The following is a 22,937-nucleotide window of genomic DNA, read 5'->3' as shown; positions in this document are numbered from 1 at the left end:
GCCGGTTGGTCGAACATCCGCCCTCGTGCCATTCCTGCCCGGCTGTCCGAATAGGCCGCTGACGTGCGCGAAGGCCACCGCAGCGCGGTTCCGCCGGTCCCGCCGGCGGGACAGCCGGTCCCGTGCACGGACGGCCCGGCCGGCGTACCGGTCAGTGCGGCAGCCAGCGCGGGCCGTGCACCTGCGCGCCCAGCGCGCCCACCCGGGCCCGCAGCTCCCGGTCGGCGGTGACCACCACGCACCGGCGGTCCGGCGCGGCCGCGACCAGCTCGACCATGGTGTCGTCGCCGGAGCCCGGCGCGGCCACCACGCCGACCCCGGGCACCGCACCGACGCCACGGGCGGCACCCTCCACCACCAGCACCACCTCCACCGGCGGGGGCAGCTCCGGCGGCACCCCCGCCTCGGCCAGCGGCACCAGCGCGTCGCGCAGCCGGGCGGCGGCGCCGGCCCGGTCCCGCCACCACCCGTTCGGGCGCGAGCCCACCACGTTCGCCCCGTCGACGATCAGCAGCGGTCTGCTCTCCATGCCCCCAGCCTGCCACCGGCCCCGGCCGGTGTCCCCCGCCACCCGCCCGCGTTTGTCGCGCCGAGCGCCGGGTAGCCACCGCCGACCGTGCCGCGCCATGTCGCGCCCCGGCCGTGCCGACCGACTGCGGAGGACAGAGATGATGGGACCCGGTGACTTCGGCAACGACCCGTGGGACGAGTTCCTGGCCCGCTATTTCGGCCGGAGCGAGGGGGGACGCCGGCCGGCGCACCGGGTCGACATCACCCGGCTGATGACCGCGGACGCGCGGGAGATGCTCGCCGACGCCGCCCGGCGGGCGGCCCAGAAACACAGCAACGACCTGGACACCGACCACCTGCTCTGGGCGGCGCTGCAACGGGAGCCGCTGCGCGACCTGGTCCGGCGCGCCGGGGCGGACCCGGACACCCTGGTCAACGCGCTCGGCGGGCGGGGGGAGGGGGCGCCCCGGGGTGAGGTGCCGCCGAACCTGTCGCTCACCCCGGCGGCGAAGCGGGCGCTGCTCGACGCGCACCAGCTCAGCCGGGCGATGGGGGCCAACTACATCGGGCCCGAGCACATCCTGATGGCGTTGCCGCTCAACCCGGAGTCGCCGGCCGGCCGGATGCTCGCCGCCGGGCGGATCCAGCCGGAGTCGTTGCAGGCGGCCAGCGCCGAGCGGGGCCCGATGAGCGGCCCGAAGCCGGACCGCGGCACCCCGACCCTCGACCAGTACGGCCAGGACCTCACCGAGCTGGCCCGGATGGACCAGATCGACCCGGTGATCGGCCGGGCCGACGAGATCGAGCAGGCCGTGGAGATCCTGTCCCGGCGCACCAAGAACAACCCGGTGCTGATCGGTGAGGCCGGCGTGGGCAAGACCGCGATCGTGGAAGGGCTGGCCGAGCGGATCTGCGACGGCGACGTGCCGCAGACCCTGCTCGGCAAGCGGGTCATCCAGCTCGACCTGGCCGGCCTGGTCGCCGGCACCCGCTACCGCGGCGACTTCGAGGAGCGCCTCAAGAAGGTGATCGACGAGATCCGGGCCCACCGCGAAGAGCTGATCATCTTCCTGGACGAGATCCACACCCTGGTCGGCGCGGGCGGCGCCGGCAGCGAGGGCGGCATGGACGCGTCCAACATGCTCAAGCCGGCCCTCGCCCGGGGCGAGCTGCGGGTGATCGGCGCGACCACGCTGGACGAGTACCGGCGCAGCATCGAGAAGGACGCCGCCCTGGCCCGCCGGTTCCAGCCGGTGCTGGTCCCCGAGCCCACCGTCGAGGACACCGTCAGCATCCTGCGCGGCCTGCGCGACCGCTACGAGGCGCACCACCAGGTCCGCTTCACCGACGAGGCCCTGGTGGCCGCCACCGAGCTCTCCGACCGCTACATCACCGACCGGTACCTGCCGGACAAGGCGATCGACCTGATCGACCAGGCCGGCGCCCGGGTGCGGCTGCGCACCCGCACCCCGGCCTCGGACGTGCGGGAGCTGGAGCAGCAGCTCGACGAGGTACGCCGGGACAAGGAGCAGGCCGTCTCCGACGAGCAGTACGAGCGCGCCTCGCAGCTGCGCGACCGGACCGCCGAGCTGGAGGAACAGATCCGCCGGGCGCAGGGCGACGACGGCGGCAGCCAGGTGCCCTCGGTCGGTCCGCAGGAGATCGCCGAGGTGGTCTCCCGGGCCACCGGCATCCCGATCAGCCAGCTCACCGAGGAGGAGCGGGACCGGTTGCTGCGCCTGGAGGGGCACCTGCACGAGAAGGTCATCGGCCAGGACGAGGCGGTCAGCGCGGTGGCCGAGGCGGTGCGCCGGTCGCGTACCGGGCTGGCCGACCCGAACCGGCCGATGGGCAGCTTCCTGTTCCTCGGCCCCACCGGGGTCGGCAAGACCGAGCTGGCCCGCGCCCTCGCGGAGGCGCTCTTCGGCGAGGCGGACCGGATGATCCGGGTGGACATGAGCGAGTTCCAGGAGCGGCACACGGTCAGCCGGCTGGTCGGCGCCCCACCCGGGTACGTCGGCTACGAGGAGGCCGGCCAGCTCACCGAGGCGGTGCGCCGCCGCCCGTACGCCGTGGTGCTGCTCGACGAGATCGAGAAGGCGCACCCGGACGTGTTCAACATCCTGCTCCAGGTGCTCGACGAGGGCCGGCTCACCGACAGCCAGGGCCGGACGGTGAACTTCAAGAACACCGTACTGATCATGACGAGCAACCTCGGCGCGGAGCTGATCACCGGCACCCAGCGTTCGGTCGGCTTCGGCGCCGGCGAGCCCGGCACCCAGCAGGAGAGCGACGAGCTGCGCGAGCGGCTGACACGCCGGCTCCAGGAGACCTTCCGCCCGGAGTTCCTCAACCGGATCGACGAGACGATCATCTTCCGCCGGCTGGAGGCCGAGCAGCTGCGCCAGATCACCGAGCTGCTGCTGGAGGAGACCCGCCGCCGGATGCACGCCCAGGACATCGAGGTGGACTTCACCACCGCCGGGATCGACTGGCTCTCCGAGCACGGCTACCAGCCCGAGTTCGGCGCCCGGCCGCTGCGCCGGGTCATCCAGCGGGAGGTCGACAACCGGCTCTCCCGGCTGCTGCTGGAGCACGGGATCTCGCCCGGCCAGCGGGTCACCGTCGACGCGCGGGACGGTCAGCTCGCCTTCGACGTGGGCGCCGGCGACCGCGGCTACACGGCCGCGACCACATCCCATCCGCGATGAACGGGACGTCCCGACGGATCGGAGGGCCGGAGATGACCGAACCCGAGGAGACCCGGGAGGACAGCGAGCGCAGCGAGCCGATCGTCGCGCCGCCGACGGCCAACCCGGCCCGGGTCAAGGTGCCGCCGGAGGGGCTCAAGCAGCACGCCGAGAAGGGCGAGGGCGACCCGACACCGTCCGGGTCGCCGCCGGGAGAGGAGGCCTGATGGTACGCGAGGCGCGACTCGACCCCGAGGTCGAGGTGCTCTGGGACGACTTCCACGCCGAGGTGAACGTCCCCTCCGAGCAGCTGCGCCAGTGGCTGCTGACCCGCGGCTCGGGGGAGGAGGCGTTCGGCCCGAACCCGGACCTGGACCTGCCCGAGCCCGGCCGGCGGATCCTGCAGGTGCTCACCAAGCGCAAGGTGGACCTCACCCCGGACGACATCGAGGTGATGCGGGAGGCCGTCGACCGGATCCGCGAGCTGACCGCGGCGAAACCGAGCCGCGGCAACGCCGACGACGAGTGGCGGCACTCGCTGCTCGACCTCGGCCACGACGTGCTCGTGGAACGCTGACCGGACACGGCGACGGCGCCCGGGAACCCCCGGGCGCCGTCGCCGTGCCGGCTACTCGGACTCCATGCTCGGCAGTTGCAGGCCGGCCGCGTCGGCCGCCGTCTGCCGGTCGGCGCGGGCCCGCTCCTCCCGGCTGAGCAGATTGGCGTACTCGGTGATGTCGGCCGGTTCGGGCACCTCCGGCAGCCGGCGCAGGAACGCCTCGACGTCCTGCGCGGCGGCGGTGTGCGCGGCGGCCGCCTGGCGCAGCAGTTCCCGCTGGTCGGCGGCCGGGTACAGATCAGTCATAGCGCCGTGATACCCGCGCTCAGACGGTTCGCACCCCGGCGGGCCGGGTCGGCGACGCCGAAGTCCGGGTGGCGCGGCAGCCAGGCCAGGTAGTCCGGGTGGTTGGCCAGCGCGTCGGTGTACGCGACCACCGCCGTCTCCAGCACCGTGTCGGCGACCCGGGCGGCCGGCGCGTCCGGGTGCCAGCCGAGCAGCAGCCGCCAGCGCAGCGGCACCCCGGCCAGCCGGCGGGTGACCAGGCCGGCCACCGGCCGGAAGGTGGCCTGGCACAGCGCCACCGCCTCGCCCGCGTCGACCAGGTCGAGGCAGCCGCGCACGTCCGCCTCGTACACCTTGCGGGGGGTGAAGCCGGCCCGGGCGCAGGCGGCCGCGAAGCAGTCGCCGAAGCAGCCGTCGCCGGGCGCGGCGACCCACTGCTCGCGACTCAGGTCCACCAGGCGGATCTCCTCCCGGTCGGCCATCGGGTGGCGCTGCGGCAGCAGCACGAAGACCGGGTCGACGGCGAGTTCCCGCCAGCACAGCCCGAACTCGGCGGGTGGCGCGGCGTCCCCGCACACGCCGGTGAGCGCGAAGTCGAGCCGGCCACCGGCGACCAGTTGGGCCAGCTCGTCCCCGGACCACGACGCGTACGTGCTGATCTGCGCCTCGGGGCGGGCGGCGGCGAGCCGGTGCACCAGCCGGCCCAGGATCGGGCTGTTCACCCCGCCGAACCGGTACCGGGTCACCGGGTCCCCGGCCCCGGCCAGCCGGGCCGCCTCGTCCTGCAGGCCCTTCATCGCCGGCAGCAGCACCCGGGCCCGGTCCAGCACCAGCTCACCCAGGGCGGTCGGCCGGGCGCCCCGCCGGTCCCGTTCGAACAGCGGGCCACCCAGGGCCCGTTCGATGCGCTGGAGCTGGGCGGTCAGCGCCGGCTGGGCCAGGCCGAGCGTCGAGGCCGCCTTGGTGACGCTCCCCGTCTCCGCGATCGCGCAGACCACCCGCAGGTGTCGCAGCTCCAGATTCATACGGTGACCGTAGGACCACGAACCGGCATCCGGAAGGGTCCGCAGGACATCGGCGTATGCCGATCGGTCGAACGGCTCCGCTCACTGCCCGCGCGGTCGCTCCAGGTCCGACAGCCGGGTCCGCCGTCCGGTCACCACGTCGCGGACCTTGTCCAGCACACCCACCGCCGGCTCCACGATCTTGTTCCAGGGCGGGGTGGCCGGGGTGCCCGGGTGCGGCCGGGTCGGCGCGGCCTCCTCGGCGATCTCCCACCGGTTGCCCAGCCGGATCAGCTCGGCGTCGCTGGCCACCGCCCGCAGCGGGGTGACCAGCGCGGCCACCCGGCTGACGTGCCGGTGGACCCGCTCGGCCACCTCGGCCAGCGCCGGCGCGTCCGGCGCCGACAGTCCCTTCAGGGCGGTCAACAGCGCGGCGTCCGCCTCGATCTCCCGGTCCACCAGCTCCGCGATCTCCGGCACGGCGGCCCGCGCGGCGGGGAAGAGGTACTGCTCCTCGGCCGAGAGGTGCCGGGACACCGCCGCGGTGAGCACGTCGAGCACCTCCCGCCGGCGCGCGTCGTCCAGACCCGGGGCGGTCACCTGCTCGGCCAGGTCGAGCAGGGCCCGGTGCTCCCGGTCCACCAGGTCGGCCAGGCTCCGCCCGCCCGGCCGGTACGCGTCCTCGGCGGTGGGCGGCAGCGGCGGCAGCGGAACGGTCATGGCGCCCTCCTCGACTGGTGGCGGCGGCGGCCGCCCGGGCCCGGCGCGGCGGACGCCGGGCCGTGACCCCGGCGAACCGATCGACGGGTGTTGCGCCTCCGGCGGTACCCGGCGGCGCGGCCGGCGAAACCGGGCCCGGCCCGGGGCGCGCCGGTCCACCCCGGCGGCTGGTATGAAGAAGCGATGACGAGCGACGCCGCTTCCGCCCGACCGGACCCCACCGACGAGGTCGTCGACCTCTGCCGCGACCTGCTGCGCATCGACACCACCAACACCGGGGACAACGACACCAGCGCCGGCGAACGCGGCGCGGCGGAGTACGTCGCGGAGCGGCTTGCCGAGGTCGGGATCGAGGCGGAGCTGCTGGAGTCCGCGCCCGGCCGGGCCAACCTGGTCGCCCGGATCCCCGGCACCGACCCCGGCCGGGACGCCCTGCTGGTCCACGGCCACCTCGACGTCGTCCCCGCCGACCCCGACGAGTGGTCGGTGCACCCGTTCTCCGGGGAGATCCGCGACGGCTACCTCTGGGGCCGCGGCGCGATCGACATGAAGGACTTCGACGCCATGGTGCTCGCCGTGGTCCGCGGCTGGCAGCGCGCCGGCGTCCGCCCCGCCCGCGACATCGTGCTCGCCTTCACCGCCGACGAGGAGGCCGGCAGCGACTACGGCGCGCACTTCCTCGCCCGGCGGCACCGCCACCTCTTCGACGGCTGCACCGAGGCGATCGGCGAGGTCGGCGGCTTCTCCTACTCGGTGGACGAGCAGCGCCGGCTCTACCTCATCGAGACCGCCGAGAAGGGCATCGACTGGCTGCGGCTGCACGCCAAGGGCCGCCCCGGGCACGGCTCGATGGTGCACGACGACAACGCGGTCACCGCGCTCGCCGAGGCGGTCGCCCGGATCGGCCGGCACCGCTTCCCGGTGGTGATGACCGACACCGTACGGGCCTTCCTGGCGGAGGTCGCCGAGGTCCTCGGCATCGAGATCGACCCGGACGACCCGGAGACCGCCATCGCCAAGCTCGGCCCGATCGCCAACATCATCGGCGCGACGATCCGCAACACCGCCAACCCGACCCGGCTGGGCGCCGGCTACAAGGACAACGTGATCCCCGGCCGGGCCACCGCCACCATCGACTGCCGCAGCCTGCCCGGCCAGTCCGAGCTGCTGGAACGGCAGCTGCGCGAGCTGGTCGGCCCGGACATCGCCATCGAGTACATCCAGCGCCAGCCGGCCCTGGAGACCACCTTCGACGGCGACCTGGTCGAGGCGATGTCCGCCGCGCTGCGCGCCGAGGACCCGGGCGCCCGGCCGGTGCCGTACATGCTCTCCGGCGGCACCGACGCCAAGGCGTTCTCGCAGCTCGGCATCCGCTGCTTCGGCTTCGCGCCGTTGCGGCTGCCCGCCGACCTCAATTTCTCCGGCCTGTTCCATGGCATCGACGAGCGGGTCCCGGTGGACGGACTACAGTTCGGCGTGCGGGTTCTCGACCGGTTTCTCCGCGACTGCTAATCGTGTCCGTCGCGTCCGGCGTCGGCGCGGAACTCCCCCATCTGCGAAGGGACTGCCACACATGACCGACCAGCACGGTGAGCTGGACGCCGCACTGGAGCGGGTGATCGACGCCGCCCGCGCCCACCTGACCGCGGTCCGCGCGGCCCAGGGCCGCATCGACGACGACGACGTCTGGCAGGCGTACGTCGCGTTGAACAACGCCTCCTTCGCGTACGACGAGCAGCTGCTCGACGCGTTCGGCGAGGTGACGCCGTGGGACGTGGAGTCGATCGACCCGAACGAGGCCGACGAGCGCTTCGGTGCGGCCGAGGGCGTCGAGGCCACCGACCCGCACCCGCGGGTCATCTCGGTGCGGCAGCGCCGCGACTACCGGGTGCCCAGCGTGTCGGCCCTGATCCGGGTGGCCGAGGCGGCCCGCCGCGAGGGCACTCCCGAGGAGGACGAGGCGGCCCCGGTCGAGGGGGTCGGCGAGGCCGTGCTGGAGCTGCTGCAGAGCGGCGACGGGTCGCTGTCGGCGCTGGACGTGCCCGAGCTGGAGCCGCTCGACGGGGTGGTCATGGTCAGCGAGGTCGGCACCCCGGTCGACCTGGAGTCGTTCGACGACGACGACCCGCTCGGCCCGTTCCAGCCCGCCGTCGACGACCGGCTGGTCGGCCGGCTCGACGAGCACCCCTTCCTCGAGCTCGACGAGGAACACGATCACGACCACGCCCACTAGGCCGTGACCGGCCCGGGGCCCCGCCGAGCGGTGCGGGCCCCGGTCCCGTCCAGCCCCGTCAGTACGACAGGCCCGGCTGCGGCTGGTTGACCCGGCGACGGCGCAGCACCACCTGCCGCGTCCCGTCCCGGTACAGCCGCACCCGGGCCAGCTCCCATCCGGAGAACTCCGCCTGGATCGCCAACTGCGCCGCGGCGGTCAACCGGTCGACATTCGCGGGCAACCGCAGCGGCGCGTATTCGTAGTCCATGACTCCTATGCTGCCCAGCCCGGTGGCCTGCCGCCACCCCCTGACCGTGACCCGCGTCGCGTCCCCCCGTGGCCCTGCGACCGCCGACGGTGGCCGCGTCGCGCGTGGCGTGCGGCCGGGCCGTGGGCTCAGCCGTCCCGCTCCGGATAGCCGACCGGCACCGCCGAGACGTCGTCCAGCGCGGTGACGATCTCCGCCGGCAGCGTCATCCGCTCCACCTGCAACGCCCCGAGCAGCTGCCCCACGGTCCGGGCGCCGAGGATCGGCGCGGTCACCCCGGGCCGGTCCCGGATCCAGGCCAGCGCCACCTCCAGCGGGGACACGCCCAGCCCGCCCGCGGCGATGGCGACCGCCTCCACGATGCTCGAGCAGCGCGGCTCCAGGTACGTGGCGACGAAGCGCTCGAAGTGCGGCGACGCGGCCCGGGAATCGGCCGGCCGGCCGTGCCGGTACTTGCCGGTGAGCACCCCCCGGCCCAGCGGCGACCAGGGCAGCACGCCCAGCCCCATCGCCTCGCAGGCGGGCAGCACCTCCCGCTCCACGCCCCGCTCCAGCAGCGAGTACTCCACCTGGGCGGCGACCACCGGCGCCCGCCCCGGCCAGGCCGCCTGCCAGGCCGCGGCCCGCGCGGTCTGCCAGCCGGCGAAGTTCGACACCCCCACGTAGCGGGCCTTGCCGCTGGACACCGCGTGGTCCAGCGCCGACAGCGTCTCCTCCAGCGGGGTGTCCGGGTCGTACCCGTGCACCTGCCACAGGTCGACGTGGTCGGTGCCGAGCCGGCGCAGCGACGCCTCCAGGGTGCGCAGCAGGTGCCCCCGCGAGCCGTCCCGGCGGCGCCCGCTGCCCGGCCGCAGCCCCGCCTTCGTCGCGATCAGCAGCTCGTCCCGGGGCACCAGGCTGCCCAGCAGCGCGCCGATCACCGACTCGGCGTCGCCGTCGGCGTACACGTCGGCGGTGTCGATCAGGTTTCCACCCGCGTCGAGGTAGCTCTTCAGCTGGGCGGCCGCGTCGTCGGCATCGGTGTCCCGTCCCCAGGTCATGGTGCCGAGCGCGAGCCGCGAAACCGCCAGCCCGCTTCGGCCGAGCGGTCGCTGTTGCATGCGTGAACCTTATTTCGAAGCCGGCGTCACGGATATCCTCGCCCGGAGTCAACTTCCTGCTCAACCTTCCGGCCGGTGTGACGTGTTCGAGGCGAGCCGGTGATCGGCCGTCCCACCGGCATTGCGTAACCTGATGCGACCTGTGGTGCGGATGGTGGGAGGACCAGTGCGACTCGGGCTCAGCCTCGGATACCAGACGGCGTGGAGCACACCCGCCGACCACCTGGCCCTGGCCCAGGAGGCGGACCGGCTCGGCTACTCGGTGGTGTGGGCCGCGGAGGCCTACGGCTCCGACTCGCCCAGCATGCTCGCCTGGATGGCCGGCCAGACCGAGCGGATCGACGTGGGCGCCGCGGTGATGCAGATCCCCGCCCGCACCCCGGCGATGACCGCGATGACCGCGGCGACCATCGACGCGCTCTCCGGCGGCCGGTTCCGGCTCGGCCTGGGCGTCTCCGGCCCGCAGGTCTCCGAGGGCTGGCACGGCGTCCGGTTCGCCAAGCCCCTGGCCCGCACCCGGGAGTACGTCGACATCGTGAAACTCGCGGTCGCCCGCAAGCAGGTCGCGTACGACGGCGAGCACTACACCCTGCCGCTGCCCGACGGGCCGGGCAAGGCGCTGCGGCTCGGCTTCCACCCGCCGCGCGAGCACATCCCGATCTACCTGGCCGCGGTCGGCCCGAAGAACCTGGAGCTGGCCGGCGAGATCGCCGACGGGTGGCTGGCGGTCTTCTACGCCCCCGAGTTCGCCGAGGAGCAGCTCGCCTCCGTCCGGGCCGGGCGGGCCAAGGTCGGCAAGGAGCTGGCCGGCTTCGACGTCGTCCCGTCCGTGCCGGTGGTGGTGGGCGACGACATCGCCACCTGCGCCGAGCTGGTCCGCTGGTACGCCGCCCTCTACGTGGGCGGGATGGGCAGCCGCCAGCAGAACTTCTACAACCAGCTCGCCACCCGGATGGGCTACGGCGACGCGGCCCGCGAGGTACAGGACCTCTACCTCGCCAAGCGGCAACGCGACGCCGCCGCCGCGGTGCCGATGGAGTTCATCGACCGGACCTCGCTGCTCGGGCCGAAGGAGCGCATCGCCGACCGGATGCGGGAGTACGCCGCCGCCGGCGTGACCACCCTGTCCGTGTCGCTGTTCGTGGCCGACCGGGACAGCGGCGTGCAGACCCTGCGTACCGTCGCCGAGTCGCTGGAACTCTCCGGGGTCGGCGAGTGACCTGGGTCGAGGCCATCGTCCTGGGCATCGTCCAGGGGCTCACGGAATTCCTGCCCGTCTCGTCGTCCGGACACCTCCGGATCACCTCGGCGATCTTCTTCGGCCGGGACGCCGGCGCGTCGTTCACCGCGGTGACCCAGCTCGGCACCGAGGCGGCCGTGCTCATCTACTTCTTCAAGGACATCTGGCGGATCATCCGGACCTGGTGCCTCGGGCTGGTCGACCGCTCCGTCCGGTCGAGCCTCGACTACCGGATGGGCTGGTACGTCATCGTCGGCACCATCCCGATCGGCGTCCTCGGCCTGCTCTTCAAGGACGCCATCCGGGACACCGCCCGGAACCTGTACCTGATCTCCTTCACGCTGATCTTCTTCGCCCTGGTGCTGGCGTTCGCCGAATACTGGGGCCGGCAGACCCGCACACTGGAGAACTTCCGGATGCGCGACGGCGTCGTCATGGGCTTCGCCCAGGCCATGGCGCTGATCCCCGGGGTGTCCCGCTCCGGCGGCACGCTCACCTTCGGCCTGCTGCTCAACCTCACCCGGGAGACGGCGGCCCGATACTCGTTCCTGCTGGCCATCCCGGCGGTGGTGCTCTCCGGCGTGTTCAGCCTCGGCGACGTCTTCGAACCGGCCGAGCCGGGCACGGCGGCACCGAGCGTGGCGCAGATGGTCGTCGCCACGGTGATCGCCTTCGCCATCGGGTACGCGGCCATCGCCTGGCTGCTGCGCTACGTCGCCCACCACACGCTGTACCTGTTCGTGCTGTACCGGGTGGCGCTCGGGACCCTGGTCCTCTGCCTGCTGCTGACGGGAACGATCAGCGCTACGTAGGTCTTCCGGTGTGATTCCGGCTCGGGTGGCTGGCTGGGCTTCGTGCTGGCTGCGCCTTGTTGCTGGTTGCGGCTGTGTTCTGGTTGCGGCTGCGTTCTGGTTGCGGTTAGGGCTGGGGGCGAGGGTGACCGGCTCCGGGCGGTCAGGCTTGATCCCTGCGCCGGTCACCCTCGCCCCCAGCCCGTCGTGGGCGTTCGCCGTCCGGCGGTGACCGCCCTGCGAACTCAGGCCCTCGTGTTACTCAGGCCGTCGGGCTCGGTCGGCGGTTCGGCAGGCATCCTCGCCCCGGCCCGTCGTGGGCCTTCGTTGTCCGGCGGTCACCGGCTGTGCTTACTCAGGCCGTTGTGCTGGGCCGTCGGGTTCGGCAGGCGCCCTCACCTTTCGGCCTGTGGTGGGCGTTCGTCGGCCGGTGGTGGCTGCTCGCTGAGCTTGTTGTGCTCGGCTTGGGGGAGACGCCGCTGGCCGGCACCCGTTGTCGGGTGCCGGCCAGCGTGTGCTTGGTGCTTGGTGCATGGTGGTTGGTGGTTGTGGTCAGCTGTTCCAGTGCTGGGCGACGATGTCGGCGGCCTGCTGCTCCCACTGGGCGTAGGCATCCGGGTAGGCCGAGACCTGCACGGTCTGCGCGGCCTCGGTCAGCGGCATGTCCTGCCAGCCGTCGACCTGCTTGAGGCCCTTCTCGAACGCGAGCGTGGAGTACTCGGGGTCGGTGATCTGCTCCGGCGTGCCCCAACCCGAGCTCGGGCGCTGCTGGAACAGGCCCAGCGAATCGTGATCATTCTTGTCGCCGAGGTGGCCCAGGTTCTCCAGCTTCGACTCCTGCAGGCTCGTGGCGATCGAGATCACCGCGGCCCGCTCGGGCAGACCCGCCTTCTTCGTGGCGGCGATGATCGCCTTGGCGTTGGCGGTCTGCTCATCGGACAGGTCGATACGCGACTGGGCGCCCTGCACACCGTGCGGAATCAGCTTGCCCATGTCCGGCTTGTCGGCCTGCACGGCCGCGACCGGCTTCGCCTGCATGGTCGGGGTGTCGGCGTGGGCGGCGATCGGACCGGCGAACACACCACCGGTGAACGCCAGACCAGCAATACCCAGCACGCTCTTACGCAGCATCGTGTTCATGACAAAGCTCCATTCGGGGGACGGCGCACACCCCGGCGGGGGACCGGTGAGATGTGCGCAAGCACCGTCAGGCGCTCAAAGAAGGCGACGCGATACACGCGCACACCCACAGGGGGAAAGTCTTGGGGGGATCATCCCGGCCGCGGGGCGGGGGGCCTCTTCGCGGCGCCGGGACCATGTGTAACGACCGCCGGCCCACCATCATTCCCGGGGGCCCGACACCCGTGAAGGGTGCTCTTCCTCGGCCGTTCACCCCGATACAACGACCCCCGGCCCCCAGCCATTCCGGCCCCACGGTGCCGCCGACCACACCCCCGGAACCGGACAGACCACGCATCGGCGGCCAGACAGCATCAGCCTCGACGCGCGCCGCGAGGTGCTTTCGACTGCGGAGGGCGCTCTTCCCGGTTCGGCCTTGGCTGAGCGTGATTAGCCGGGATCGTCACGCTTCGGGGCGAGCCCGACGGGGTCGCCGCGTTCCGACTGCGCGAGGCAACGGGGTTGCCGCGTTCCGGCGGCGCGAGGCGACGGGTTGCTTGCCTCGTTCCGGCTGGGCGCGCGACGGGTGCCACGTTCCGCTCGCGCCCGGCCGGATGGCGGTTCTGGCTGCAGGCGTGACGGGTGCCGCGTTCCAGCCCAAGGCCCGATGGGTTGCCGGCACCCTGCTGCGGGGCCGACCGGCGACGGGGATCCGACCACCGCCGGGCCCGCTTGCCGGCGTTCCGGCCGCACCTCGGCACATCCTCGAAGGGAGACGTCGAGGCCTCCAACCCGACGACCAAGGACAGGTAGGCGAAGTCCAGACATAACCGTCGCCGTGCCCGCCTCGACCAAGGGTTGATCAACTCGGGATGCGGCAAAGAGGTCCTTCAAAAGCCAAGGACACCACGGGATGTCGCGATCGGGGTGGATCAGGGGGCCAGTGGCTGGCGAGGACGCCACGAGATGCACGACCGGGGTGGATCAAGGGACCAGGGGTGACCGTGACGCGGGGGCGCGGAGTGCGGCGGAGGGAGGAGCGTCCACAGGCACACGATGGACTCGAACAGGCGGTGCCGGCACGGGTCCCGGATCACGTCGCCTGGTAGGTGCGCGGTGGTACGCGGGGCGGATCGGCGAGGACCTAGGGTGGTCAGCGTGGCGACCCTTCTGCTTCTGCGACACGGCCGGACCACCGCCAACGCCGACGGGGGCCTGGCCGGCCGGCAACCGGTCGAGCTGGACGAGACCGGGCGGGCCCAGGCCACGGCGGTGGGGGAGCGGCTGAAGGGCCTGCCGCTCCGCGCGGTGGTGACCAGTCCGCTGATCCGCTGCCGGCAGACCCTGGAGCTGGCGCTGCCCGAGGCCGAGCCGGTGGTGGAGGAAGGGCTGATCGAGTGCGGGTACGGCGCCTGGGAGGGGCAGCCGTTGAAGAAGCTGGCGAAGGAGCCGCTCTGGCCGGTGGTGCAGCAGCACCCGAGCGCCGCCGTCTTCCCGGACGGGGAGTCGATGGCGGCGATGTCCGCGCGGGCGGTCGCGGCGGTACGCGCCTGGGATGCCCGGGTGACCGCGGAGCACGGGCCGGAGGCGGTCTGGCTGGCGTGTAGCCACGGCGACGTGATCAAGGCGATCGTGGCGGACGCGCTCGGCGTACACCTGGATCTTTTCCAGCGGATCGTGGCGGACCCGGCGTCGGTGACCGCGATCCGATACACGCCGCTGCGTCCGTTCCTGGTCCGGCTCAATGACACCGGGGGTGACCTGGCCAGCCTGGTGCCGCCGGCGCGCCGGCGGCGCGGGCGGTCGACGCGGCGGGCGGACTCGGACGCGGCGGTGGGCGGCGGCGCGGGGGCGACCCGGTGAGCCGACCGACCCGGGGAACGACCGTCGTGGCCCGGGGAGCGGCCGTCGCCGCCGGGGGAGCGGCCGTCGTGGCCGGGGGAGCGGCCGAGTTGGCCCGGGGTGCGGCCGAGTTGGCCCGGGGTGCGGCCGGGAACGGGATGCACCGGGCGGTCGGGGCTGGCGCGTTCGCCCTGGGCGGATTCGGCGTCGGTGGGCTGCGCGACGCTCCCACGCTCCGGATAGGGTCGTGGGTATGACCCACCAGGTGCACGCCTTCGAGCCGCCGGAGCGGTTCGTCGCCGGAACCGTCGGCCCGCCGGGGGAGCGTACGTTCTTCCTGCAGGCGCGCGGCGGTGGCCGGCTGGTCAGCGTCGCGCTGGAGAAGGTCCAGGTGTCCCTGCTCGCCGAGAAGCTGGAGGAGCTGCTCTCCGAGGCGCAGCGCCGGTTCGGCGTGGACCTGCCGGAGCTCCCGCCGGCCGTCGGTGACAACGACCCGCTGGACACCCCGGTCGACGAGGAGTTCCGGGTCGGCACCCTGGGCCTGGCCTTCGACGTGGACACCGCCACCGTGGTGATCGAGGCGATCGCGGTCGGTGAGACGGAGGTCGAGGTCGAGCTGGGCGATGGCCCCGACGACGACGTCGAGGACGAGGAGCCGGACGAGCCGGACGAGGACCTCGACCGGCTCCGGGTGCGGTTGACCCCCGAGGCGACCCGCGCGTTCATCGAGCGGGCCCGCCGGGTGGTCAACGCCGGCCGCCCGCCCTGCCCGCTCTGCGGCCAGCCGTTGGATCCGGCGGGCCATCTCTGCCCCCGGCACAACGGTTACCACCGGTGACCTCGTCGGAACTCCAGCCCCGACAGGGTGGCATCGACGCGTTGCGCCTGCTCAGCGACGGTGAGCTGACCCTGGAGGGGCGGCTGGTCGACGCCTCCAACACCACCCTGCGCGGCATCCTCAGCCTGGACGGGGCGACGGCCCGCTGCGTCTACAAGCCGGTGCGCGGCGAGCGGCCGCTCTGGGACTTTCCGGACGGTACGCTCGCCGGCCGGGAGGTCGCCGCGTACCTGGTCGCCCGGGCCACCGGCTGGGACCTGGTGCCGCCGACGGTGCTGCGTGACGGCCCGTTCGGGCCCGGCTCCTGCCAGCTCTGGATCGACGAGCCGGAGGACGCCGAACCGCTGGTCGGGTTCGTGCCGGCCGAGGCGGTGCCGCCGCGCTGGTTCGCGGTCGCCGCGGCCCGCGACGACGACGGCGCCGCGTACGCCCTCGCGCACGCCGACGACCCGCGGCTGGCCCGGCTCGCGGTCCTCGACGCGGTGATCAACAACGCCGACCGCAAGGGCGGCCACGTCATCGTCGGTCCGGACGACCGGATCTACGGCGTCGACCACGGCGTCTGCTTCCACGTGGAGGAGAAGCTGCGTACGGTCCTGTGGGGCTGGGCCGGCCGGCAGCTGCCGCCGGACGCGGTGGAGATGCTGGACGGGCTGGCGGGGCAGCTCACCGGCGCGCTCGGTGACGAGTTGGCCGAGCACCTGATGCTCTCCGAGATCGCCGAGGTGGCGGCCCGGGTGGACCGGCTGCGCGAGACCGGTCGCTTCCCGCTGCCGCCGCAGGAGTGGCCGGCCATGCCCTGGCCGCCCATGTGAATCGTTGTCACGTTGATCACCCGTGGCCCGGCACCCGAGCGCCTGATGGCTCGTTAGGCTGATGGTCATGGAGTCTTGGACGGGACACGAGGTGCCACGGCTGCCGGGCAGGGGCGAGCCACTGCGGTTGTACGACTCGGCGCGGCAAGGTGTCCAGCCCAGTCGCCCGGACGGGGACGCCGCCATGTACGTGTGCGGCATCACGCCGTACGACGCCACCCACCTCGGCCACGCCGCCACCATGATCACCTTTGACCTGGTGCAGCGGATGTGGCGGGACGCCGGCGTGACTGTCCGGTACGTGCAGAACGTCACCGACATCGACGATCCGCTGCTGGAGCGGGCCGCGCGCGACGGCGAGGACTGGAAGGTCCTGGCCATGCGGGAGACGGCGCTGTTCCGGGAGGACATGGAGGCGCTGCGGATCATCCCGCCGGAGCACTACGTCGGCGCGGTGGAGTCGATCCCGGACATCGCCGAGAAGGTCCTCGTGCTGCTCAAGGACGGCGCCGCGTACCGGCTCGACGACGGCACCGGCGACGTCTACTTCGACGTCTCCGCCGCCCCCGACTTCGGCTACGAGTCCAACCTCTCCCGGGAGGAGATGCTGGAGATCTTCCCGGAGCGCGGCGGCGACCCGGACCGGGCCGGCAAGCGCGACCCGCTCGACCCGCTGCTGTGGCGGGGCGCCCGGGAGGACGAGCCGTCCTGGCCGGGCGGGGAGCTGGGCCCGGGGCGGCCCGGCTGGCACATCGAGTGCGCGGTGATCGCGCTGAACCTGCTCGGCGACCGGATCGACGTGCAGGGCGGCGGCAACGACCTGCTCTTCCCGCACCACGAGTGCTCGGCCGCGCACGCCGAGCGGCTCACCGGCAGCGCGCCCTTCGCCGACCACTACGTGCACGCCGGCATGATCGGCCTGGACGGCGAGAAGATGTCGAAGTCCCGGGGCAACCTGGTCTTCGTCTCCCGATTGCGCGCCGACCGGGTGGACCCGATGGCGGTCCGGCTGGCCCTGATCAGCGGCCACTACCGCGCCGACCGCTCGTGGACCGACGACCTGCTCGACACGGCGCAGCAGCGGCTGGACCGCTGGCGCCGGGCCGCCGCCGCGCCGGCCGGGCCGTCCGGGGCGGAGCTGCTCGCCGGCGTACGCGCCCGGCTGGCAGACGACCTGGACACCCCCGGCGCGCTCGCGGTGGCCGACGCCTGGGCCGAGCAGGCGCTGGCCGGCGTCGGAGACGACTCCGCCGCCCCGAAGCTCTTCGCCGACACCGTGGACGCCCTCCTCGGCATCCGCCTGTAGGGCGCGGCCGCCCTTCCCGGCACCGGTCGGGGCCGGTGGCGCGCTCAGCCGAGCACGAGACCCGGGTCCGGGTCCTGCTCGGGCGCCGGGGCCGGGATCCGGTACTCCTCGGTGAGCGTGGTCATCGGGCCGGGCCAGGTGGCCTGGGCGACCTCGATCGGCTTGCGCCGCTCGTCGTAGGCGACGTGCAGCAGGTGCAGCACCGGGGTGTCGGGCCGGATCTGCAGGATCTCCGCCTCCTCCCGGCTGGGCTGGCGGGCGCTGATCGTGTCGGTGGCCGTGACGTAGCGCCGGCCGGTGGCCTCCTCGGCCTCCTGGTAGAGCGGGCGGCCGAACGCCTCAGCCTGTTCCAGCGAGGTGCCGGCGGTGTCGCCGGGCAGGAACCAGGAGGCGCCGACCTCGACCGGTGACTCGTCGGTGCGGACCAGGTGCCGCCGGCAGAGCAGCTCGCTGCCGTCGGCCACCCCGAACGCGTCGGCCACCTCGGGCGGGGCGGGGGCCCGGCCCACGGAGACGAGCTGCTGCTTGTACCGGGCGGCCAGGTCGGTGTGGTAGCCGCGGAAGCCGCCGTACCGGCCGCGGGAGAGCCGGTTGAGGCGGCGGCGGGTGCCCCGGACGTACGTACCGGAGCCGGGCTTGGTGATCAGGATGCCCTCGACCCGCAGCTGGTCGACGGCGCGCTGGACGGTCTGCTTCGCCACGCCGAACATCTCGGCGATGGCCGGGATGGACGGCAGCCGCTCGCCGGGCGCCCAGTCGCCACGGCGCACCTGGGCCTTGAGCTGCGCGGCGATCTGGCGGTGCGGGAACTCGGCCGCACCGGGGTTGATCTGCATGCCCGCCTCCTCCTGACAGCTAGGTTCCTAGGATGCCGTAGCGGGGGTGACGGCGCCACCCCGGACACGCCGAAGGCCGGGCCCCGCAGGACCCGGTCTTCGGCAGGGACAGCTACCAGGAGCCGGCGGTGGGACCGGCGGAGCCGCCCCGACGGCGCAGGTACTTCTCGAACTCCTGGGCGATCTCGTCGCCGGTCAACGGGGTAATCCCCGCGTCGCCGACCCGTTCCTCCAGCTCACGGACGTACTCGCCCAGCTCGGCGTCCTGTTCGGCCGCGCTGCGCACCCGCTGCTCCCACTCGGCGGCCTCCTCGGCCAGGTCGGCCATCGGCACCGGCAGGTCGAGCACCTCCTCGACCCGGTGCAGCAGGGCCAGGGTGGCCTTCGGGCAGGGCGGGTTGTTGGCGTAGTGCGGCACGTGCACCCAGAACGACACGGCGTCGACCTCGGCGCGGGTGCAGGCGTCGTGCAGCACCCCGACGATGCCGGTCGGGCCGTCGTAGCGGGTCGGGGTGAGCTGGTAGCGCTTCGCCGCGTCCGCGTCCGAGGCGCTGCCGCTGATCGGCAGCGGCCGGGTGTACGGCACGTCGGCCAGCAGCGCGCCGAGCAGCACCACCCGCTCGACCTCCAGGCTGTGGCAGATCTCCAGCACCTGCTCGCAGAAGGTGCGCCAGCGCATGCTCGGCTCGATGCCCCGGATCAGCACCACGTCCCGCTCGGTGCCCTCCGGGCTGGCCACCATGAAGCGGGTGGTGGGCCACTCCACCCGGCGGGTCTCGCCGTCGGCCATGGTGATCGTCGGCCGGCTCACCTGGAAGTCGTAGAAGTCCTCCGGGTCCAGCTCGGCCACCTGCCGCGCCTGCCAGACCTGCTCCAGGTGCTCCACGGCCGCCGTGGAGGCGTCCGCCGCGTCGTTCCAGCCCTCGAAAGCCGCGATGGCGACCGGGGAGCGCAGCACCGGCAGCCCGTCGAACTCGGTCACGCCGTCACCTCACCCTGCTCGCCGGGAGCGGTGTCCCTGATGTGCTTCACGTCCGCCAGCCTACGTGCCGGCGGGAGATGCGGCCCGCCGGCCGCGCCGGTCGGCCCGACCGACCCGGCGGACCGAACGGCTGACCGTGCCGTGGTGATCCCGCCGACAGTATGTGGGAACGGCTGGTTGCGATCACCCGTCGGCGGCCCGTCGCACTAACCTGGCCCTGTGCGGACTTCGTTGCTCGATGTGCTGGCCGACCGGATCCTCATCGCCGACGGCGCGATGGGGACCATGCTCCACGCCGCCGACCTGACCCTGGACGACTTCGACGGCCTTGAGGGCTGCAACGAGATCCTCAACGTCACCCGGCCGGACGTGGTCCGGGGCGTGCACGAGGCGTACCTGGCCGCGGGCGCGGACTGCGTGGAGACCAACACCTTCGGCGCGAACCTGCCCAACCTCGCCGAGTACGGCATCGCCGAGCGGATCCGGGAGCTCTCCGCGGCCGGCGCCCGGCTGGCCCGGGCGGCCGCCGACGCGTACACCACCCCGGAGCAGCCCCGCTTCGTGCTCGGCTCGATGGGGCCGGGCACCAAGCTGCCCACCCTGGGGCACGCCGGCTACGCCACGCTGCGCGACGCGTACCAGGAGAACGCGGCGGGCCTGATCGCGGGCGGGGCGGACGCCCTGATCATCGAGACCTGCCAGGACCTGCTCCAGGTCAAGGCGGCGGTGATCGGCGCCAAGCGGGCCCGCGCCGAGCTGGGCCGGGACGTCCCGATCATCTGCCAGGTCGCCGTGGAGACCACCGGCACCATGCTGCTGGGCAGCGAGATCGGCGCGGCGCTGACCGCCATCGAGCCGCTCGGCGTCGACCTGATCGGCCTGAACTGCTCCACTGGCCCGGCCGAGATGGGCGAGCACCTGCGCTACCTGTCCCAGCACGCGCGCATCCCGGTGTCGGTGATGCCCAACGCCGGCCTGCCGGTGCTCACCGCCGACGGGGCGTACTTCCCGCTCACCCCGGTGGAGCTGGCCGACGCCCTGGAACAGTTCGTCACCGACTACGGCGTGGCGCTCGTCGGAGGCTGCTGCGGCACCACCCCGGAGCACGTCCGGGTGCTGGTCGAGCGGCTGGGCGGCACCCGCCCGGTGGCCCGGCAGCCGCAGCCGGAGCCGGGCGTCTCCTCGATCTACCACCACGTGCCGTTCGCCCAGGACGCCAGCATCCTGATGGTGGGGGAGCGGACCAACGCCAACGGCTCGAAGGCGTTCCGGGATGCCATGCTCGCCGGCGACTGGCAGGCCTGCGTGGAGCTCGCCCGCGGCCAGGCCCGCGACGGCTCGCACCTGCTCGACCTCTGCGTCGACTACGTCGGCCGCGACGGCGCCCAGGACATGCGCGAGCTGGCCGGCCGGTTCGCCACCGCCTCCACGCTGCCGATCGTGCTGGACTCCACCGAACCGGCGGTGATCGAGGCCGGGCTGGAGATGCTCGGCGGGCGCTGCGTGGTCAACTCGGTCAACTTCGAGGACGGCGACGGCCCGGAGTCCCGCTACGCCCGGGTGATGCCGGTGGTCGCCGAGCACGGCGCCGCGGTGGTGGCGCTGCTCATCGACGAGGAGGGCCAGGCCCGCACCCGGGACTGGAAGGTACGCGTGGCGTGCCGGCTGATCGACGACCTGACCGGCCGGTGGGGGCTGCGCCGGGGGGACATCCTCATCGACGCGCTGACCTTCCCGATCGCCACCGGCCAGGAGGAGACCCGCCGCGACGGCATCGAGACGATCGAGGCGATCCGGGAGATCGCCGCCCGTTACCCGGGGGTCAACTTCACCCTCGGCATCTCCAACGTCTCGTTCGGCCTGAACCCGGCCGCCCGGCAGGTGCTCAACTCGGTCTTCCTGCACGAGTGCGCGCAGGCCGGGCTGACCTCGGCGATCGTGCACGCCAGCAAGATCCTGCCGATGTCCCGGATCGCCGACGAGCAGCGCGAGGTCGCCCTCGACCTGATCTACGACCGGCGCCGCGAGGGGTACGACCCGGTGCAGCGCTTCATCGAGCTCTTCGAGGGCGTCGACGCCGCGTCGGCGCGGGCCACCCGGGCCGAGGAACTGGCCGCGCTGCCGCTGGAGGAGCGGCTCAAGCGGCGCATCATCGACGGTGAGCGCAACGGCCTGGAGGCCGACCTGGACACCGCGATGGCCGAGGGACGCGCGCCACTGTCCATCATCAACGATCTGCTGCTCGACGGCATGAAGGTGGTCGGCGAGCTGTTCGGCTCCGGCCAGATGCAGCTGCCGTTCGTGCTCCAGTCCGCCGAGGTGATGAAGACCGCGGTGGCCTACCTGGAGCCGCACATGGAGAAGGCCGACGACGGCGGCAAGGGCCGGATCGTGCTGGCCACCGTCAAGGGCGACGTGCACGACATCGGCAAGAACCTGGTCGACATCATCCTGTCCAACAACGGCTACGAGGTCGTCAACATCGGCATCAAGCAGCCGATCAACGCGATCCTCGACGCGGCCGAGGAGCACCGCGCCGACGCCATCGGCATGTCCGGGCTGCTGGTCAAGAGCACGGTCATCATGAAGGAGAACCTGGCCGAGATGGCCGCGCGCGGGGTCGCCGAGCGCTGGCCGGTGCTGCTCGGGGGAGCGGCGCTGACCCGGGCGTACGTGGAGGACGACCTGCGGTCGATCTTCCCCGGCCAGGTGCACTACGCCCGGGACGCGTTCGAGGGGCTGTCCCTGATGGACCGGGTGATGACGGCCAAGCGCGGCGGCGCGCCGGTGATCGACCCGGAGCGGGAGGCCGCCCTGGCCGCCCGGCGGGAGCGGCGGGAGCGGCAGCGGGCGATGGTGCGCGAGGCGCTGCCCGAGCTGGACGACGCGTCGGTCCGCTCCGACGTGGCGGTCGACGTGGACGTGCCGGCCCCGCCGTTCTTCGGCACCCGGGTGGTCAAGGGGATCCCACTGGCCGACTACGCGGCGCTGCTCGACGAGCGGGCCACCTTCCTCGGCCAGTGGGGGCTGCGCGGCGCGCGCGGCGGCCAGGGCCCGTCGTACGAGGAACTGGTGGAGACCGAGGGGCGGCCGCGGCTGCGCTACTGGCTGGACCGGCTCATCGCCGACAAGGTCCTCGAGGCCGCAGTGGTGTACGGCTACTTCCCGGCCTACTCCGAGGGCAACGACCTGGTGGTGCTGGACGAGAACGGGCACAGCGAGCGGGCCCGGTTCTCCTTCCCCCGGCAGCGGCAGGAGCGGCGGCTCTGCCTGGCCGACTTCTTCCGCCCCAAGGGCGAGCAGCTCGACGTGGTGGCGTTGCAGCTGGTCACCGTCGGGCAGCCGATCAGCGAGTACACGGCGAAGATGTTCGCCGGCAACGAGTACCGCGACTACCTGGAGGTGCACGGCCTGTCGGTGCAGCTCACCGAGGCCCTCGCGGAGTACTGGCACCGGCGGATCCGCACCGAGCTGACCCTGCCGGGCGGGCGCACCGTGGCCGACCAGGACCCGGCCGACCTGGCCGGCCTGCTGGGCACCGACTACCGCGGCTGCCGGTACGCGTTCGGCTACCCGGCCTGCCCGGACCTGGAGGACCGGGCGAAGGTCGTCCAGCTGCTCGGCGCCGAGCGGATCGGGGTGCAGCTCTCCGAGGAGTTCCAGCTGGTGCCGGAGCAGGCCACCGACGCGATCGTGGTGCACCACCCGGAGGCGAGCTACTTCAACGCCAAGTGATGACCGCAGGTGCTTTGACCTGCGGCGGAGCACCGAAGATGGCCCTGATTTGCATGATCATGCCGTCTCCAGGCCGTCCGGG

At 73.2% G+C, this 22,937-nt stretch carries 21 protein-coding genes; 12 read left to right on the top strand and 9 right to left on the bottom strand.

What is annotated here, in order from left to right; translation table 11 throughout:
- Nucleotides 1-151 precede the first annotated feature (151 nt).
- Nucleotides 152-529, bottom strand: coding sequence for a hypothetical protein (locus tag ACIBPB_RS04610; protein ID WP_396838205.1), 378 nt, complete (start codon nucleotides 527-529; stop codon nucleotides 152-154).
- 139 nt (nucleotides 530-668) lie between these two features.
- On the opposite strand from ACIBPB_RS04610, the gene ACIBPB_RS04605 reads away from it, so the two are divergent.
- Genes ACIBPB_RS04605 through ACIBPB_RS04595 form a run of 3 tightly spaced genes read left to right on the top strand, consistent with a single transcriptional unit; the run spans nucleotide 669 to nucleotide 3,777 of the window.
- Nucleotides 669-3,221 carry an ATP-dependent Clp protease ATP-binding subunit gene (locus tag ACIBPB_RS04605; RefSeq protein ID WP_396838204.1) on the top strand — a complete coding sequence of 851 codons (2,553 nt, stop codon included), beginning with the start codon at nucleotides 669-671 and terminating at the stop codon, nucleotides 3,219-3,221.
- A gap of 32 nt (nucleotides 3,222-3,253) precedes the next feature.
- Nucleotides 3,254-3,427: a hypothetical protein gene (locus ACIBPB_RS04600; RefSeq protein ID WP_156313230.1), complete on the top strand. Its 174-nt coding sequence runs from the start codon at nucleotides 3,254-3,256 to the stop codon at nucleotides 3,425-3,427.
- Complete coding sequence (locus ACIBPB_RS04595; RefSeq protein WP_396838203.1) at nucleotides 3,427-3,777, top strand: DUF3140 domain-containing protein; 351 nt, start codon at nucleotides 3,427-3,429, stop codon at nucleotides 3,775-3,777. The genes ACIBPB_RS04600 and ACIBPB_RS04595 overlap by 1 nt, the downstream gene beginning before the upstream one ends.
- A gap of 51 nt (nucleotides 3,778-3,828) precedes the next feature.
- Here ACIBPB_RS04595 and ACIBPB_RS04590 read toward each other — a convergent pair whose 3' ends face one another.
- The 3 genes from ACIBPB_RS04590 to ACIBPB_RS04580 form a co-directional block, all read right to left on the bottom strand.
- The gene (locus ACIBPB_RS04590) at nucleotides 3,829-4,065 is read right to left on the bottom strand and encodes a hypothetical protein (protein WP_357322223.1); all 237 of its coding nucleotides are present in this window, start codon (nucleotides 4,063-4,065) and stop codon (nucleotides 3,829-3,831) included.
- Nucleotides 4,062-5,069: a LysR substrate-binding domain-containing protein gene (locus tag ACIBPB_RS04585; protein WP_396838202.1), complete on the bottom strand. Its 1,008-nt coding sequence runs from the start codon at nucleotides 5,067-5,069 to the stop codon at nucleotides 4,062-4,064. The genes ACIBPB_RS04590 and ACIBPB_RS04585 overlap by 4 nt, the downstream gene beginning before the upstream one ends.
- An 81-nt stretch (nucleotides 5,070-5,150) precedes the next feature.
- Nucleotides 5,151-5,768, bottom strand: a complete 618-nt coding sequence (locus ACIBPB_RS04580; protein WP_396838201.1) for a hemerythrin domain-containing protein — start codon at nucleotides 5,766-5,768, stop codon at nucleotides 5,151-5,153.
- Nucleotides 5,769-5,951: 183 nt separating this feature from the next.
- Here ACIBPB_RS04580 and ACIBPB_RS04575 point away from each other — a divergent pair, with 183 nt between their 5' ends.
- Entirely contained in the window at nucleotides 5,952-7,280 is a 1,329-nt protein-coding gene (locus tag ACIBPB_RS04575) for a M20/M25/M40 family metallo-hydrolase (protein ID WP_396838200.1), read from the top strand.
- A 61-nt stretch (nucleotides 7,281-7,341) separates the two neighbouring features.
- On the top strand, nucleotides 7,342-8,001 hold the full coding sequence (locus ACIBPB_RS04570; protein WP_396838199.1) for a hypothetical protein: 660 nt from the start codon (nucleotides 7,342-7,344) through the stop codon (nucleotides 7,999-8,001).
- Nucleotides 8,002-8,059: 58 nt separating this feature from the next.
- Here the strand turns inward: ACIBPB_RS04570 and ACIBPB_RS04565 are convergent, their stop codons facing one another.
- A complete protein-coding gene (locus ACIBPB_RS04565) occupies nucleotides 8,060-8,251 on the bottom strand; it encodes a DUF5703 family protein (protein ID WP_046570170.1) in 192 nt (63 codons plus the stop codon).
- A gap of 128 nt (nucleotides 8,252-8,379) precedes the next feature.
- Entirely contained in the window at nucleotides 8,380-9,351 is a 972-nt protein-coding gene (locus ACIBPB_RS04560; RefSeq protein WP_396838198.1) for an aldo/keto reductase, read from the bottom strand.
- A gap of 166 nt (nucleotides 9,352-9,517) precedes the next feature.
- On the opposite strand from ACIBPB_RS04560, the gene ACIBPB_RS04555 reads away from it, so the two are divergent.
- A complete protein-coding gene (locus tag ACIBPB_RS04555) occupies nucleotides 9,518-10,570 on the top strand; it encodes an LLM class F420-dependent oxidoreductase (RefSeq protein WP_396838197.1) in 1,053 nt (350 codons plus the stop codon).
- Nucleotides 10,567-11,403, top strand: coding sequence for an undecaprenyl-diphosphate phosphatase (locus tag ACIBPB_RS04550; RefSeq protein WP_396838196.1), 837 nt, complete (start codon nucleotides 10,567-10,569; stop codon nucleotides 11,401-11,403). Before ACIBPB_RS04555 ends, ACIBPB_RS04550 begins: the two co-directional genes overlap by 4 nt.
- Nucleotides 11,404-11,934: 531 nt before the next feature.
- Here ACIBPB_RS04550 and ACIBPB_RS04545 read toward each other — a convergent pair.
- Entirely contained in the window at nucleotides 11,935-12,522 is a 588-nt protein-coding gene (locus ACIBPB_RS04545) for a hypothetical protein (RefSeq protein ID WP_396838195.1), read from the bottom strand.
- Nucleotides 12,523-13,650: 1,128 nt separating this feature from the next.
- Here ACIBPB_RS04545 and ACIBPB_RS04540 point away from each other — a divergent pair.
- The 4 genes from ACIBPB_RS04540 to mshC all read left to right on the top strand — a co-directional run bounded on the left by ACIBPB_RS04540 (nucleotide 13,651) and on the right by mshC (nucleotide 17,302).
- Nucleotides 13,651-14,364, top strand: a complete 714-nt coding sequence (locus tag ACIBPB_RS04540) for a histidine phosphatase family protein (RefSeq protein ID WP_396838194.1) — start codon at nucleotides 13,651-13,653, stop codon at nucleotides 14,362-14,364.
- 232 nt (nucleotides 14,365-14,596) lie between these two features.
- Complete coding sequence (locus ACIBPB_RS04535; protein WP_396838193.1) at nucleotides 14,597-15,181, top strand: DUF3090 domain-containing protein; 585 nt, start codon at nucleotides 14,597-14,599, stop codon at nucleotides 15,179-15,181.
- Nucleotides 15,178-15,996: an SCO1664 family protein gene (locus ACIBPB_RS04530; RefSeq protein WP_396838192.1), complete on the top strand. Its 819-nt coding sequence runs from the start codon at nucleotides 15,178-15,180 to the stop codon at nucleotides 15,994-15,996. The genes ACIBPB_RS04535 and ACIBPB_RS04530 overlap by 4 nt, the downstream gene beginning before the upstream one ends.
- A 67-nt stretch (nucleotides 15,997-16,063) precedes the next feature.
- Nucleotides 16,064-17,302 carry a cysteine--1-D-myo-inosityl 2-amino-2-deoxy-alpha-D-glucopyranoside ligase gene (gene mshC / locus ACIBPB_RS04525; protein WP_396838191.1) on the top strand — a complete coding sequence of 413 codons (1,239 nt, stop codon included), beginning with the start codon at nucleotides 16,064-16,066 and terminating at the stop codon, nucleotides 17,300-17,302.
- A 44-nt stretch (nucleotides 17,303-17,346) separates the two neighbouring features.
- Here mshC and ACIBPB_RS04520 read toward each other — a convergent pair whose 3' ends face one another.
- Nucleotides 17,347-18,138: a GntR family transcriptional regulator gene (locus ACIBPB_RS04520; RefSeq protein WP_396838190.1), complete on the bottom strand. Its 792-nt coding sequence runs from the start codon at nucleotides 18,136-18,138 to the stop codon at nucleotides 17,347-17,349.
- Nucleotides 18,139-18,250: 112 nt separating this feature from the next.
- Complete coding sequence (locus ACIBPB_RS04515; protein ID WP_151465579.1) at nucleotides 18,251-19,120, bottom strand: PAC2 family protein; 870 nt, start codon at nucleotides 19,118-19,120, stop codon at nucleotides 18,251-18,253.
- A gap of 219 nt (nucleotides 19,121-19,339) precedes the next feature.
- Between ACIBPB_RS04515 and metH the strand changes: the two genes are divergently transcribed.
- Nucleotides 19,340-22,855, top strand: coding sequence for a methionine synthase (metH, locus tag ACIBPB_RS04510; RefSeq protein ID WP_396838189.1), 3,516 nt, complete (start codon nucleotides 19,340-19,342; stop codon nucleotides 22,853-22,855).
- The last annotated feature ends 82 nt before the right edge of the window (nucleotides 22,856-22,937 follow it).

Origin of the sequence: Micromonospora sp. NPDC049836, from assembly GCF_044465125.1 — a bacterium.
GTDB lineage: Bacteria > Actinomycetota > Actinomycetes > Mycobacteriales > Micromonosporaceae > Micromonospora.
The sequence above is the reverse complement of the archived record's forward strand: the minus strand, read 5'-3'. Positions and strand labels throughout refer to the sequence as shown.